This is a genomic window from Streptomyces sp. NPDC111628, from assembly GCF_055635195.1.
The window spans coordinates 366120-378490 of record NZ_JBVKBZ010000002.1; the positions used below are offsets into that span (position 1 = coordinate 366120).

Genomic DNA, 12371 nt, shown 5'->3' on the forward strand with positions numbered 1-12371 from the left:
AGAGGTGAAGCCGAGAAAGTCCTTGCGGGGCCGGGGAGTTCAGCCCGTGAACGTCGTGAACGTCGCGAAAGTGCCGCGCGGGACGGGCGTGCCCCGGCCGCGGTTCCTCCCCACCCCCGTCGGGGAGGAACCGCGGGCCGGCCGGGCCGCGCGCCCGGCGTCTCAGCGGCGCGCCCGGCGTCTCAGCGCGCCGCGGGCTGCGGCGGAGCCGGAGCGGGATCGGGGGCCTCCTCGCGCACCCCGAACCGCTCGTGCGCCCGGCGCAGCGGCTTCGGGGCCCACCAGGCGCGACGGCCCAGCAGCGCCATCGTGGCCGGCACCAGGAGCATCCGGACGACCGTGGCGTCGATCAGCACCGCCAGGGTCAGGCCGAGGCCGATCTGCAGGATCGGCGAGAAGCCGCCCGTCATGAAGGCGCCGAACACCACCGCGAGGAGCAGCGCGGCACAGGTCACCACCCGGCCGGACCGGCGCAGTCCGGTCACCACGGCCTCCCGGTCGTCGCCGGTCCGCTCCCGGGCCTCGCGCATCCGGGCCAGGATGAACAACTCGTAGTCCATGGCCAGTCCGAAGGCGATGGCGATGATCAGCGGTGGCGCCGTCAGGCTCAGCGCGCCCAGCCCCTCGGCACCGATCAGTCCGGCCAGATGACCGTCCTGGAACACCCAGACCACCGCGCCGAGTGCGGCCCCGAGGCTGAGCAGCGTGGTCGCGACGGTGCGCAGCGGCAGCAGCACCGACCCGGTGAACGCGAACAGCAGCACGAAGATCCCCGCCAGCACGGTCAGCGCCGCCCAGGGCGCCCGGTCGGCGAGCATCTGCCGGAAGTCGACCAGTTGGGCCGCGCTGCCGGTGACCTGGACGGGCGCGTCACCGCGCAGGTCCCGCACCCGTTCGACCAGTTCGGTGGCCGCCGGGCCGTCGGCGGCTCCGCCCGGGGGCAGTTCGAGCACGGTGGTGCCGCCGGGCAGGTCGCGCGTGACCGTGCCCGGAGCGAGTGCGCCGATCCGTTCGGCCGTCGCGGCGTCGGTGCCGGGCCGCAGGACCACCGTGACCGGTGAGACGCCGGTGCCCGGCGGGAAGTGCGCCTCGATCGCGTCGTACAACTGCCGTGCCTCGGTGCTCTTCGGAAGCTGCCGCGCGTCCCCGAGGTTGATGGTCATGCCGGTGACGGGCAGGGCCAGCACCAGCAGGGCCGGGACGGCCACCGCCAGGACGGCCACCCGCCGCCGGGCGGCGAAGCGGGCGAGGCGGGCGAAGAGCCGGCCCTCCTCCTCCGGCCGCGCCTTCGCCGGGGGAATCCGGCCGCCGAACCGGGTCAGCAGCGCGGGCAGCAGCGTCAGCGCCGCGAGCATGTCGACGACGACCACCGCGGCCACCGCGAGCCCCATGCTGCGCAGGAACGTGCTCGGGAAGACCAGCAGCCCGGCCAGGCTCACGGCCACCGTCAGCCCGGAGAACAGCACGGTCCGCCCGGCCGCCGCGACCGTGCGGTGCACGGCCTCCACCACGTCCGGGGTGTGCCGCCGCTCCTCGCGGAAGCGGACCAGCATCAGCAGGGCGTAGTCCACGGCCAGGCCGAGCCCCAGCATCGTCGTGACCTGGATCGCGTACACGGAGATGTCGGTGAACTGGCTGAAGCCGAACAGCGCCAGGAACGCGCCCGCGATCCCCGCGACCGCCACCAGCAGCGGCAGCCCGGCCGCACGCAGCCCCCCGAACACGACGAGCAGCAGGACCAGTACGACCGGCAGTGAGATCAACTCCGCGTTCTTCACGTCCTCCTGGGCGCGCTCGCCGAGCTGCTGTCCCAGCAGCGGCCCGCCGCTGACGTGGACCCCGGACACCTCGCTCCCGTCGATCCCGTGCAGCCGGTCGGCCGCGTCCTGAACCGCAGCCTCCTCGGCGTCGTCGTCGAGACCGCCCGCCAGGACGACGGAGACGACCAGGGCCCGTCCGTCCTCGGCGACCAGCCCGGGCGTGGCGTAGGGGTCGGGCACCCCGGCGACGCCCGCGACCTCCCGCAGGTCGGTCACGGCCCGCCGCACCTCGGCCCGCACTGCGGGGTCCGCGACGGCGGCCTCGACCACGCCGGTGATCGAGTCGCCCGCCGGGTCGAGGCCGTCCAGGTGTTCGGCGGCGACCTGCGACTCGGTGCCCGGGACGTCGGGCACGTCGTCGGAGAGCTTCCCGAAGACGCCCGTGCCGAGGCCGAAGCCGAGCAGCAGGAACAGGCCCCACAGGAGCATCACGGTCAAAGGGCGGCGGGTCGCCGCCCGGGCGAGTGTGGACAGCACGGTCCCTCCCGGCGATCGGACTCGGTCTGGTGTCATCGCCACCAGAGTCGGGGCCGCCGGGGGTCCGCCGGATCGCCGGAGAGAGCGGTTCGTCCACTCGCCCGCACGGGGGAGAGCGGCCGTCGCCTCACCCGGCAGGGGGAGCGTCACGGGGAACCCGGAGCCACCAGACCGGTCTCGTACGCGCAGATCACCGCCTGCACCCGGTCCCTGAGACCGAGCTTGCCCAGCACGTTGCTGACATGCGTCTTGACGGTGTGCTCGCTCACGAACAGGGTCGTGGCGATCTCGGAGTTGGACAGCCCCCGCGCCAGCAGCCGCAGCGTCTCCACCTCGCGCGCGGTCAGCACCTCCAGGCGCTGAGGGGTGACGTCGGCCGCCGCCTCCTCGCGCCGGCGCCGCACGATGTCCGCGACCAGCCGGCGCGTCACCGCCGGGGCCAGCAGCGAGTCACCGGCCGCGACCACCCGCACCGCGTGCACCAGGTCGTCCCGGCGCACGTCCTTGAGCAGAAAGCCGCTGGCACCCGCGTACAGCGCCTCGTACACGTACTCGTCCAGGTCGAAGGTGGTCAGCATCACGACCTTGCAGGCGGAGCGCGCGCACACCCGCCGGGCCGCGTCCAGGCCGTCCATGACCGGCATGCGGATGTCCAGGAGCAGGACGTCCGGCGCGTACCGCTCGACCGCGGCGACCGCCTCCGCGCCGTCCCCGGCCTCCGCGACCACCTCGATGTCCGGCTGCGCCTCCAGGATCATGCTGAACCCGCTGCGCACCAGCTCCTGGTCGTCGGCGACCACCACCCGGACGCTCACCCGAGGGCCGTCCGCCGGACGGCCGCGACGGGCAGGCGTACGACCACCCGGAAACCGCCGTCCGGTCCGGCGCCGGTGCATGCCTCGCCCCCGCAGGCGGCGGCCCGCTCCCGGATGCCGATCAGCCCGTGCCCGCCGCCACCCGCCCCGTCACCCGGGGCCGCCGGTCCACGCCCGTCGTCCGTCACCGTCAGGGTCACCGCGTCCTCCGCCCAGTCGAGTCCGACCGCCGCGCAGGAAGCGTACGCGTGCTTGACCGTGTTGGTGAGGGCCTCCTGCACGATGCGGTAGGCGGCCACCTCGGTGTCCCGGGGCAGCGCACACGGTTCGCCCGTCGTCCTCAACTCCACCCGCAGGCCCGCCGATTCACCGACCCGCCGGACCAGCCCCGGCAGCGCGGTCAGGCCCGGCTGGGGCTGCCGCCGCGGCCCCTGCTGCCGTTCCTCCTCCTTCAGCACCCCGAGGATGCGCCGCAGTTGGGTCATCGCGTCCCGTCCGGCCGTCGCGATCGCGTCGAACGCGGCCTCCGCGCGCGCCGGATCACTGCGCACGACGACCGGTCCGGCCTCGGCCTGCACCACCATCAGGCTGACCGCGTGCGCCAGGATGTCGTGCATGTCGCGGGCGATGCGGGCGCGCTCCTGCGCCGTGGCCCGCGCGGTGTCGGCCGCCCGCTCGCGCTCCAGCCGCCGCGCCCGGCCCTCCAGTTCGGCGGTGTAGGCGCGCTGGGTCCGGGTGAGCGAGCCGAGCGCGTACGCGCACACGATGCTCAGCAGCTGGAAGGCGTACTCGAAGGGCTCGGCGTCCTCCTTGTGGCTGATGGTGGCGGCGACACCGATCAGCCAGCCCGCCAGCATCACCCGCCGCTGCCAGGGCCGGGCGAGGGCGGCCAGCGTGTAGAGGACGACGAAGCCGCCGTACATCAGGTCGGGCGGCGGCGCGTGGTGCACCGCCTGGGCCGGGGTGGCCACCGACACGGCACAGGCGGTCGCGAACGGCGCCGCCCGCCGCCACACCAACGGCACGGCGGTCGCGGCCCCGAGCAGCCAGCCCCGCCAGGACAGCGGATCGTCCCCCTCGTCGGGGAACAGCCACTGCAGCGAGACGGCGAACAGCACCAGCGCGGCGACGGCGGCGTCCACCGCGTACGGGCTGGTCGTACGCAGCCGGGCGAGGACGGGGGCGAGCGGGGAGGACAGCGGGGACCGGGCGGACATGGCGGCTCCTGGGGCACGGGCCGTCCCAGTATCAGGAGGAGTACGCGGGCCCGTCCTCACCGGTGCGAGGGATATTCGGGTGCCAGCCCAGGGCGCGGGAGATGCCGCGGGCCGCCAGCCGGACCGCCGGGACCAGCGCCGGCACCTGCGCGTCGGCGTGCGGCACGACGACCGACACGGCCGCGGTCACGGTGCCGTCCGGGCCGTGCACCGGGGCGGCCACCGAGAGGGCGTCGTCGGTGATCTGCCGGTCGCTCACCGCCGCTCCGGTGCGCCGCACCTCGGCCAGCACCCGGCGCAGCCGTGCCGGGTCGGTGATCGTGTACGCGGTGAAGGCGGCGAGCGGACCGGTGCGGTACGCCTCCTGGAACTCGGGTTCGCCGTGCGCGAGCAGGGCGAGCCCGACCCCGGTGGCGTGCAGCGGCCAGCGGGCGCCGACGCGGATGTGCACGCCGACCGACGAACGCGCCGCCAGCCACTCGATGTAGACGACCTCGCCGCCGTCCCGCACCGCCAGCTGCACGTTCTCGTGGGTCGCCTCGTACAGGTCCTCCAGGTACGGCAGCGCGACCTGGCGCAGCGCGAGACCGCGCGGGGCGAGCGCGGCGATCTCCCACAGCCGCAGGCCCACGTGGTAGACGCCCGCACCGTCCCGCTCCAGGGCACCCCACCGGGTCAGGGCGCCCACCAGCCGGTGCGCCGTGGTCAGGCTCAGCCCGGCCCGGCGGCTGATGTCCGTCAGGGACAGGGCCGGGTGCGCGTGGTCGAACGCGGCGAGCACGGCGAGCAGCCGGTCGGGGGCCGTGCGGGTGGCAGGCGCGGTCACCGGGCCGAGGGTAGGGGCCCGCCCGGCCCCTGGACAGAGGGAAGGGGAGGTGCACACGCGGGGGCACCGGCCGTGCCATGATCGGCGCCGGACACAGGTGCGGCCGGGCGACGGAAGGGTGCGGACGTGAGGCTGACGATGCTGGGCGGCGGCGGATTCCGCGTACCGCTCGTGTACGGGGCGCTCCTCGGAGACCGCGGCGAGGGGCGCGTGACCGACGTCGTCCTGCACGACCTGGACCCGGCCCGGCTGACGGCGGTGACCCGGGTGCTGGCCGAACAGGCGGCCGGGGTGCCCGACGCACCGGCGGTGACCGCGACGACCGACCTCGACGAGGCGCTGCGCGGCGCCGACTTCGTGTTCTCGGCGATCCGCGTCGGCGGACTCCAGGGACGCGCCGACGACGAACGGGTGGCGCTCGCCGAGGGCGTCCTCGGCCAGGAGACGGTCGGCGCCGGCGGCATCGCCTACGGGCTGCGGACCGTCCCGGTCGCCGTCGACATCGCCCGCCGGGTGGCCCGGCTGGCACCGGACGCCTGGGTCATCAACTTCACCAACCCGGCGGGCCTGGTCACCGAGGCCATGTCCCGGCACCTCGGCGACCGGGTCATCGGCATCTGCGACTCGCCGGTCGGCCTCGGCCGCCGCGTCGCCCGCGTGCTGGGCGCCGACCCGGACCGCGCCTTCGTCGACTACGTCGGCCTCAACCACCTCGGCTGGCTGCGCGGCCTGCGCGTCGACGGACGCGACGAGCTGCCGCGGCTGCTGGCCGACCCGGCGCTGCTCGGCTCCTTCGAGGAGGGCCGGCTCTTCGGCGCCGAGTGGCTGCGCTCCCTCGGCGCCGTCCCCAACGAGTACCTGCACTACTACTACTTCAACCGGGAGACCGTCCGCGCCTACCAGGAGGCCGACCTCACCCGGGGCGCGTTCCTGCGCGACCAGCAGGCCCGCTTCTACGACGAGATGCGACGCCCCGACGCCCCGCCCCTGGCCACCTGGGACCGCACCCGCGCCGAACGCGAGGCCACCTACATGGCCGAGAACCGCGAGACGGCGGGAGCGGGCGAACGCGAGGCCGAGGACCTGTCCGGCGGCTACGAGAAGGTGGCGCTGGCGCTGATGCGCGCCGTCGCCCGTGACGAACGCGCCACCCTGATCCTCAACGTCCGCAACCGCGGCACGCTCTCCGTCCTCGACCCCGACGCGGTGATCGAGGTCCCCTGCCTGGTCGACGCGAACGGCGCCCACCCGATGGCGGCCGATCCGCTGCCGGACCACGCCACCGGTCTGGTCCGCGCGGTCAAGGGCGTCGAGCGCGACGTCCTGGCCGCGGCCGGGACCGGCTCCCGCGCGGCCGCGGTCCGCGCCTTCGCGCTGCACCCCCTCGTCGACTCGGTCGACGTCGCCCGCCGCCTCGTCGACGGCTACCGGGCGGTGCACCCGGGACTGGCCTACCTCAGGTGAGCCCCACGGGGGCGGACCTCGCCGGTGCCGCCGCCGTCGCCGCCGGCTGTGCGGCCGAGGGCTGTGCGGCCGCGGGCGCGGGCGTCGCGGGGGCCGGGAGGTCGGCGCGCTGGTGCGGCAGGGTCACCGGGCGCAGCGGACGCGGTCCCGCCACCACCGCGTAGTCCTGCCCCAGGAACGGCGGCTCCAGCTCCCCCGGGTCGTCGCCGAGGGCCAGCCGGACCGCCGCCCACGGCACGTTGACGCCGCACAGCGCCAGCTGGTGCAGTCCGCCCGCCGGGCGGGTGTTGACGTCCATCAGGACGGGCCGGTCGCCGTACATCCGGAACTGCACGTTGGACAGGTGGTGCAGTCCGAACGTCTCGGCGATCCGCCGTGCCGGTGCCAGCCACTGCTCGTGCAGGGTGAACCCGCGGCGGCGCCCGTTCTTGGTGCGGCCCACGGCCAGCCGGACCCGGTTGTCGGGCCCGGTGAGGCAGTCCACCGAGACCTCCGGCTGCTCCAGGCGCGGCATCACCAGCCAGTCCACGGGCTCCTCGGCCGCCCGCAGCGCCTCGACGACCAGGGGCAGCGGCACGGACGGGCTCGGGAAGCCGTTCAGGTGGGCGAGGGAGAAGGGGTCCCGGGTGACCGTCCGGAAGCCCACGCCGCCCGCGCCGGAGGCCGGCTTGAAGCACGCCCGGTGCCCGCCCGCCTCCAGCTCCTCCACCGCGAGGACCAGTTCGTCGGCCGTGCGCACCCGCCACCACGGCGGCACCGGCACGCCGATCGCCCGGACCGCCTCGTAGGCGATCACCTTGTCCCGGAAGACGGCCACCGCCTCCGGCGGCGGCGCGAGCAGCGCCGTACCCACCGCCTCGAACTCGGCGCGGTGGGCCACGATCGCCGACTGGTGCAGCCGCGGCACGAACACGTCGATGCCGCGCCGCGCGCACTGGGCCAGCGCGTACTCGACGTAACCGGCCGGGGAGAGCCCCTCGGGCTCCAGCTCCGCGGTGTCCGCGGCGGCCAGCACGGGGGAGTCCGGGTCGCCGTGCGTGGCATGGATCTCGACGGCCCGGTCGGCGGGGTTTCTCCGCAGCTGATCCATGAAGAAGACGTTCTCCGCGTACGTGCGGTTGAGCCAGACGCGTACGGGAGAAGCCATGCAAGCCGCCTTCCAGGGTTCGCGGGCAGGGCGAAGCGGGCCGTGCCCGGCCAGGGGTTTGGAGGGACACCGAGCCGCTCTGCGCGAAAGGAGAGTCGTGGCGGTGGTGTTGGGGCGATCATAGGGGTACGCGCGGCCCCGAGCGCAACGAGCGTCACACGGATGCCTCGGCCCGGCCGGACGGCGGCCCCCGGGGACTGCCGCGGCGGGGACGGATCGCCTTGTGACCCGGGCGGGGATGTGATCTCGTGGCGTCGAACGCGTGTCTGGAAGGGGTGGGGGATGACCACGAGGGCCGGTGCTCCGGGGAAGCTGTGGGCCATCAGCGATCTGCACATCGGGTACGAGGAGAACCGGGCCCTGGTCGAGCGGATGCATCCCGAGTCCGACGACGACTGGCTCCTGGTGGCCGGCGACGTGGCGGAGACCGTCGCCGACATCCGCTGGGCCCTCGGCGTCCTCGCGGACCGCTTCCGCCGGGTCGTCTGGGTCCCCGGCAACCACGAACTGTGGACGCACCCCAAGGACGCGGTCGACCTGCGCGGCGTCGCCCGCTACGAGCACCTCGTCGAGATGTGCCGGGAACTGGGCGTGACCACCCCCGAGGACCCGTACCCGGTGTGGGAGGGCGCGGGCGGCCCGGCGGTCGTCGCGCCGCTCTTCCTGCTCTACGACTACTCGTTCCTGCCCGCGGGGTGCGCGACCAAGGCCGCGGGACTGGAGTACGCCCAGGGCACCGGCGTCGTGTGCAGCGACGAGTACCTGCTGCACCCCGACCCCTATCCCAGCCGCGAGGCCTGGTGCCGGGCGCGGGTCGCCGAGACCGAGCGCAGGCTCGCCGAGATCCCCGCGGACCTGCCCACGATCCCCGTCAACCACTACCCGCTGCACCGGCACCCCACCGACGTCCTGTGGTACCCGGAGTTCGCCATGTGGTGCGGCACCTCGCTGACCGCCGACTGGCACCGCAGGTTCCGGGTGGAGACCATGGTCTACGGGCATCTGCACATCCCGCGCACGACCTGGCACGAGGGAGTCCGCTTCGAGGAGGTCTCGGTGGGCTATCCCCGCGAGTGGCGCAAGCGGCCCGGGCCGCCGGGGCAACTGCGCCGCATCCTGCCGTCGACGCAGGCTTCCACCGCGCCGTCGCGCCAGGAGGTGACCCGTTGATCGAGGAACTGCTGCCCGGCACGGTCGTGTCCGTGGAGGCCTTCGGTCAGGACGACGCCGGTCACCTGCCCCTCTACCCGGAGGAGGAGGAGATCGTCGCGCGGGCGGTCGCCAAGCGGCGCCGTGAGTTCACCGTGGTGCGGTCCTGCGCCCGCCGGGCCATGGAGAAACTCGGCGTACCGCCGCAGCCCGTGCCGACCGGCGAGCGCGGGGCCCCGCGGTGGCCGGACGGCCTCGCCGGCAGCATGACCCACTGCGACGGCTACTGCGCCGCCGCCCTGGTCCGCCTGACCGACCTGGCCTCCCTCGGCATCGACGCCGAACCCGACGGGCCGCTCCCGGACGGCGTCCTGGAGACCATCGCCCTGTCCGCCGAGATGGCCCGGCTGCGACGTCTGGGCGGGGCGCGGCCCGGCGTCCACTGGGACCGGTTGCTGTTCAGCGCCAAGGAGTCGGTCTACAAGGCGTGGTACCCCCTCACCGGGCAGTGGCTGGACTTCACGGAGGCGGACATCGAGATCCGCGTGGACCCCGTCGACCCGCGCCGCGGCACCCTGCACGCCGCCCTTCTGGTGCCGGGACCGACCGTGGACGGCAGGCGCCTGAGCCGCTTCGACGGCCGCTGGAGCGCCCGGGACGGCCTGGTCACCACGGCGGTCACGGTCCCGCGCACCTGAACGGAGTTCCGCCCGCCCGCCCGCCGGTCAGGTGGGCGGGCACCAGTCCCGCAGCAGCCGGAAGAACGCCTCCTCGTTCCCCGTCAGTCCCGCGGCCCGCAGGGCCTGCTCCGCCTCGGCCAGCACGGAGGGCGGGACGACGGGCGGGCGGGGAGAGTCGCCCGGGCCCGTCCCGGTGTCGAAACCGGCCCGCACGGTGTGCAGGAGCCGCAGGTAGGCCTGGACGGCGGTGCGTTCGTGGTCGGTCAGTACGGCGGTGGTCATCGGTCGGCTCTCCCCACAACGACGTCAGCGGTCACGCGCCCCCGCACGGCGGCGGCACCCTCCCAGCTTGCCGTCCACCACTGACAATCCCGTCCTCACGACTCCGGCCGCTTGACGCTTTCCAGCAGCATGTCCAGCCACTCGGCGACCTTGTCGCGGTGCTGGTCGGTGGGCAGTTGCGCGGCCCGCCAGGCGATGCCGCGCACGCCGTGGTCCTGGAGCAGCCGCTCCAACGGGTCGTCCGCGGGATCCGCCGCCTCCCGCTCCCGGTCGGCGAGTTGCTGGAGCAGCTCCTGCTCGGTGCGCTGGAGGGCGCTCGAGAGCGCCTCGGGGTCCTCGGCGGTGAGGAAACCGGCGTGCACCCGGAAGAAGCGCTGGATGGCGTCGCAGTGCTCCATGGTGGGGCGCCGGTCGCCGTTGATGAGCGCGCCGGCCTGCTGCCGCGACATCCCGGCACCGTCGGCTATCTCCTGCTGGGTGTACTTGCGGCCGTTCGGCTTCAGCCGGGTGCGGCGCAGCAGGTCCAGGCGCTGTACGAACCTGGTCTGCACGTCGGGCTCGCCCGCCGGCCGGCCCCCGAGCAGGGCCCCGACGACGGACTCGGGAACGCCGGAGGCGGCGGACAGCCGGCCCACGTCGAAGACCTCGGCATGCGGCACGTCGAGCCGGTCCGCGAGGGCGCCGACCCGGGCGACGACGGCGGCCGGCGTGGTGGTCGGCTTGGCGCCCGGATCTTCGAAGCCACCCGTCACCGACAGCTCTCCTACGTCTCTCACAGGCCTCACAGGCTTCTCACAAGCAGTTGCCGTGAACTTCCCGGAGAGTAGCCTGCCGCTCGAACTCACATCCAGGCATCGCCACAACTGTGGCCTATTTCAGCCGTCAACAGGCACGAAATGCCACGATAGTTGACACGCCTCGCGTCGGGGCGACAGGATGCGGACGCCGCGAGAAGGCCGCATAGGCAAGAGGGGTGACCTCCCGATGGCATTTCAGGCAGGAGGGCAGCGGCCGGCGCCGCGGCCCGCCCCTACGACGCCCGAGGCCCAGGCCTATCTCCAGGACTACACCACGCTCCTGGAGGCCGTCCCTTTCCCCTCTCTCGTCGTCGACCACCGCTGGGACGTGGTACTGGCCAACGGCGCCTTCCGGACACTCTTCCAGGGCGCCGGACCGCATCCGACGGCCATGCCGGACGACAACTTCCTCCGGTTCGTCCTCTTCCACCCGGACGCCGCCACGGTCCTCGGCGAACACGAGTCGAGCTGGTGCCTGCCCATGCTGGCGCACTTCGCCGCCACCCTGGAGCGGTACGGCCACGACCCCGGGCTGCAGTCCGTCCGCCGGGACATCGCCCAGGACCCGATCATGGAGGCGGCCTACCGCCAGGGCCTGCCGCACTGGATCCGTGCCGTCGGAGCACGGGCCGTCGAACACGACGGTGCCGTACGCCCGCTGCACCACCCCGACCCGCGCCGGGGCACCACCGAGTGCCGGGTCGTGGTCGAAACGCCCACGTCGCTCCAGGAGCTGGGCTACACGCGGTTGACGCTGGTCCTGCGGGAGCCCCGCCGCGCCGCCCACCGGTCACCACGTGCCCGGCACGCGCCCTCCCACCTGAGAGTCGTCCCCGCCGCCGAGTGACGGGTGGTCAGTGCGGTGGCGGGGCGGCGGACACCGCGCGCTTCGCCGCCTGGATCTGCTCGTACACGTGCGTGCGCAGCTCCGCGAAGCGGGGAGCCACCCGGGTGTGCACCTGGTCCCGCCCGTCCGGCAGGTCGACCCGGAGCTGCTCCCGTACGACGGTGGGGGAGGCGGACAGCACGATCACCCGTTCGCCCAGGTAGACGGCCTCGTCGATGTCATGGGTGACGAACAGGACCGTGATGCCCCGCTCCCGCCACAGCGCCCGTACCAGGTCCTCGAGGTCGGCGCGGGTCTGCGCGTCGACCGCCGCGAAGGGTTCGTCCATCAGCAGCACCTCGGGTTCGTACGCCAGCGCCCGCGCGATGGCCACCCGCTGCTGCATGCCGCCGGACAACTGCCACGGGTAGGCTCCGGCGGCGTCCGCGAGCCCGACCGACGCGAGCGCGTCCACGACCAGCTCCCTGCGCCGCGCCCTGCTCAAGCTCTTCCGCTTCAGGGGCAGTTCGACGTTCTGGCCGACCCGCAGCCACGGGAACAGGCTGCGCCCGTACTCCTGGAAGACGAACGCCATCCCGGGCGGCGGACCGGTCACCCTGCGGCCGGCCAGGAACACCTCGCCCGCCGTCGGTTCGAGCAGTCCGCCCACGCACTTCAGCAGGGTCGTCTTGCCGCAGCCCGACGGGCCGACCAGGCAGACCAGTTCACCCGCCGCCACGGTGAAGGTCAGATCGCGCACCGCCTCGACGCGCCGCCCCGCACCCTCGTACACCTTCTTCAGGCCACGTACGTCGAGCATGGACCGCCCTTTCACGAGTCACGAGTCACTGGTCACGCGTCTCTGGTCACG

Annotated in this window: 12 protein-coding genes; 4 read left to right on the forward strand and 8 right to left on the reverse strand. The window is 74.1% G+C overall.

What is annotated here, in order from left to right; all coding sequences use genetic code 11:
• Positions 1-182 precede the first annotated feature (182 nt).
• The 4 genes from ACZ7MF_RS09505 to ACZ7MF_RS09520 form a co-directional block, all read right to left on the reverse strand.
• Complete coding sequence (locus ACZ7MF_RS09505; RefSeq protein WP_471475544.1) at positions 183-2297, reverse strand: MMPL family transporter; 2115 nt, start codon at positions 2295-2297, stop codon at positions 183-185.
• A gap of 146 nt (positions 2298-2443) precedes the next feature.
• A complete protein-coding gene (locus ACZ7MF_RS09510) occupies positions 2444-3112 on the reverse strand; it encodes a response regulator (RefSeq protein ID WP_011031090.1) in 669 nt (222 codons plus the stop codon).
• A complete protein-coding gene (locus ACZ7MF_RS09515; RefSeq protein ID WP_471475546.1) occupies positions 3109-4329 on the reverse strand; it encodes a sensor histidine kinase in 1221 nt (406 codons plus the stop codon). The genes ACZ7MF_RS09510 and ACZ7MF_RS09515 overlap by 4 nt, the downstream gene beginning before the upstream one ends.
• A 31-nt stretch (positions 4330-4360) precedes the next feature.
• Positions 4361-5155: an IclR family transcriptional regulator gene (locus ACZ7MF_RS09520; RefSeq protein ID WP_471475548.1), complete on the reverse strand. Its 795-nt coding sequence runs from the start codon at positions 5153-5155 to the stop codon at positions 4361-4363.
• A gap of 126 nt (positions 5156-5281) precedes the next feature.
• On the opposite strand from ACZ7MF_RS09520, the gene ACZ7MF_RS09525 reads away from it, so the two are divergent.
• Positions 5282-6619 carry a 6-phospho-beta-glucosidase gene (locus tag ACZ7MF_RS09525; RefSeq protein WP_471475549.1) on the forward strand — a complete coding sequence of 446 codons (1338 nt, stop codon included), beginning with the start codon at positions 5282-5284 and terminating at the stop codon, positions 6617-6619.
• Here ACZ7MF_RS09525 and ACZ7MF_RS09530 read toward each other — a convergent pair.
• Positions 6612-7766, reverse strand: coding sequence for an ATP-grasp domain-containing protein (locus tag ACZ7MF_RS09530; protein ID WP_471475550.1), 1155 nt, complete (start codon positions 7764-7766; stop codon positions 6612-6614). The genes ACZ7MF_RS09525 and ACZ7MF_RS09530 overlap by 8 nt on opposite strands.
• A 282-nt stretch (positions 7767-8048) precedes the next feature.
• Here ACZ7MF_RS09530 and ACZ7MF_RS09535 point away from each other — a divergent pair, with 282 nt between their 5' ends.
• A complete protein-coding gene (locus ACZ7MF_RS09535; protein WP_356861931.1) occupies positions 8049-8936 on the forward strand; it encodes a metallophosphoesterase family protein in 888 nt (295 codons plus the stop codon).
• Positions 8933-9613 carry a 4'-phosphopantetheinyl transferase family protein gene (locus ACZ7MF_RS09540; RefSeq protein WP_471475552.1) on the forward strand — a complete coding sequence of 227 codons (681 nt, stop codon included), beginning with the start codon at positions 8933-8935 and terminating at the stop codon, positions 9611-9613. The genes ACZ7MF_RS09535 and ACZ7MF_RS09540 overlap by 4 nt, the downstream gene beginning before the upstream one ends.
• Positions 9614-9640: 27 nt before the next feature.
• Here the strand turns inward: ACZ7MF_RS09540 and ACZ7MF_RS09545 are convergent, their stop codons facing one another.
• Together ACZ7MF_RS09545 and ACZ7MF_RS09550 are read right to left on the reverse strand one after the other, a co-directional pair.
• Positions 9641-9877 carry a hypothetical protein gene (locus ACZ7MF_RS09545; RefSeq protein ID WP_356861935.1) on the reverse strand — a complete coding sequence of 79 codons (237 nt, stop codon included), beginning with the start codon at positions 9875-9877 and terminating at the stop codon, positions 9641-9643.
• A 95-nt stretch (positions 9878-9972) separates the two neighbouring features.
• Complete coding sequence (locus ACZ7MF_RS09550; protein ID WP_471475553.1) at positions 9973-10629, reverse strand: helix-turn-helix domain-containing protein; 657 nt, start codon at positions 10627-10629, stop codon at positions 9973-9975.
• Between the two features lie 232 nt (positions 10630-10861).
• Between ACZ7MF_RS09550 and ACZ7MF_RS09555 the strand changes: the two genes are divergently transcribed.
• Complete coding sequence (locus tag ACZ7MF_RS09555) at positions 10862-11521, forward strand: MmyB family transcriptional regulator (protein WP_471475555.1); 660 nt, start codon at positions 10862-10864, stop codon at positions 11519-11521.
• A gap of 7 nt (positions 11522-11528) precedes the next feature.
• On the opposite strand, the gene ACZ7MF_RS09560 is transcribed toward ACZ7MF_RS09555, so the two are convergent.
• On the reverse strand, positions 11529-12320 hold the full coding sequence (locus tag ACZ7MF_RS09560; protein WP_471475556.1) for an ABC transporter ATP-binding protein: 792 nt from the start codon (positions 12318-12320) through the stop codon (positions 11529-11531).
• Between the last annotated feature and the right edge of the window lie 51 nt (positions 12321-12371).

Excerpts from the sequence above, each read along its gene's own strand:
- ACZ7MF_RS09515 (WP_471475546.1), bottom strand. The coding sequence starts at position 4,329 with ATGTCCGCCCGGTCCCCGCTGTCCTCCCCGCTCGCCCCCGTCCTCGCC.
- ACZ7MF_RS09530 (WP_471475550.1), bottom strand. The coding sequence starts at position 7,766 with ATGGCTTCTCCCGTACGCGTCTGGCTCAACCGCACGTACGCGGAGAAC.
- ACZ7MF_RS09535 (WP_356861931.1), top strand. The coding sequence starts at position 8,049 with ATGACCACGAGGGCCGGTGCTCCGGGGAAGCTGTGGGCCATCAGCGAT.
- ACZ7MF_RS09545 (WP_356861935.1), bottom strand. The coding sequence starts at position 9,877 with ATGACCACCGCCGTACTGACCGACCACGAACGCACCGCCGTCCAGGCC.
- ACZ7MF_RS09555 (WP_471475555.1), top strand. The coding sequence starts at position 10,862 with ATGGCATTTCAGGCAGGAGGGCAGCGGCCGGCGCCGCGGCCCGCCCCT.
- ACZ7MF_RS09560 (WP_471475556.1), bottom strand. The coding sequence starts at position 12,320 with ATGCTCGACGTACGTGGCCTGAAGAAGGTGTACGAGGGTGCGGGGCGG.